The organism is Rudanella paleaurantiibacter (genome assembly GCF_009184635.1).
Lineage (GTDB): Bacteria > Bacteroidota > Bacteroidia > Cytophagales > Spirosomataceae > Rudanella > Rudanella paleaurantiibacter.
Map to the genome: position 1 here is coordinate 1 of NZ_WELI01000031.1, position 1,325 is coordinate 1,325.

At 50.8% G+C, this 1,325-nt stretch carries 1 protein-coding gene; it reads right to left on the reverse strand.

The window, feature by feature from the left end:
* Positions 1 to 33: 33 nt before the first annotated feature.
* Positions 34 to 1,251, reverse strand: a complete 1,218-nt coding sequence (locus F5984_RS26440; RefSeq protein ID WP_152127408.1) for an IS256 family transposase — start codon at positions 1,249 to 1,251, stop codon at positions 34 to 36.
* Positions 1,252 to 1,325 lie beyond the last annotated feature (74 nt).

Here is a 1,325-nt window from a genome sequence, read left to right on the forward strand (position 1 = left end):
CGGGAGTGATTTTTAAACTGTGTCAGGCGGGCTTTAGTCGAAGCGATGCGGTTTGATGCGTTCTTCAAAGATACTTGTCAGGTCGTTGATGACCTCCTTCCAGTTGTAGGTTTTTGTTTCCCACTTTGTTTCCAGATTCTGAATCACCAGATACACCAGCTTTTGCAAAGCTACGTCAGAAGCAAAAGCTCCCTTCGTCTTGGTCACCTTGCGGAGCTGGCGATGGTAAGCTTCCACCGTGTTGGTGGTATAGACCACCTTGCGAAGGCTGGCGGGGTAATCGTAAAACGAGGATAGCAACGACCAGTTGCTCACCCAGCCTGCCAGTGCTTGCGGGTACCTACTGCCCCACTGCTCTTGCATCCATTGTAGATTCTCCCAGCCCTGCTCGGCAGTAGGAGCCTGATAAACGGTTTTGATGGCCTTGACAAACTCTTTCAGATGCTTATCAGGAATAAAGCGGAACGAATTACGTAACTGATGCACAATGCATAACTGGACCGTTGTGCGGGGGAAAACCGTGTTGATAGCCGTATCAAAGCCTTTGAGCCCATCCACACAACTAATCAGAATGTCTTCTACCCCTCGTTGTTTTAAGTCCGTCAGCACTGTTAGCCAGAAGCGGGCCGATTCGCTCTCGGCTGTATAAATGCCCAGTACCTGTTTACGACCTGATAGCGTCAGCCCGATCACGCTGTACAACACACGCGTGACCACTTTACCGTCCTGACGAACCTTGTAATAGATGCCATCCAGCCACATCAATACATACAAACTCGCCAGGGGCCGGTTTTGCCAGTCCCGCATGGCGGGCAAAACCTTATCGGTAATGCTGGTTAGCTCACTATCAGAGAGTGAGTAACCATACATCTCCTGGAGATGCTGACTGATGTCGGCGTAGCTACAGCCGCGCCCATAGAGCGAAAGAATTTTAGCTTCCAACTGATCAGTGAGTACCACTTGGCGCTTGGGGACGAGTTGCGGTTGATAGCTGCCCGCTCGATCACGGGGCGTGGTCAGCTCCAGTAGCCCTGCGCTACTCTTAACTGTCTTGGTGGTTTTGCCGTTGCGTCGGTTGGCTTGGGGGCGTGACTCGGCTAAGTGGTTCTCCATTTCCCCGTCCAAAGCTGATTCTAAAAAGTGCTTGAGTAAGGGAGCGAACAGGCCGTCCTGGCCGGTAAGGGGCTTGCCATCATAAAGGCCCTTGATGGCCGCTTTTTTGAAGGCTTCGTAGTCGAAGGAGTCAGTCATGAGTAGGAAATTAGGAAATTGTTTTCTTCCCTTCTATTCAAACCCAATCTTGACACAGTTTAAAAAGCAGTCTC

Excerpts from the sequence above, each read along its gene's own strand:
- F5984_RS26440 (WP_152127408.1), bottom strand. The coding sequence starts at position 1,251 with ATGACTGACTCCTTCGACTACGAAGCCTTCAAAAAAGCGGCCATCAAG.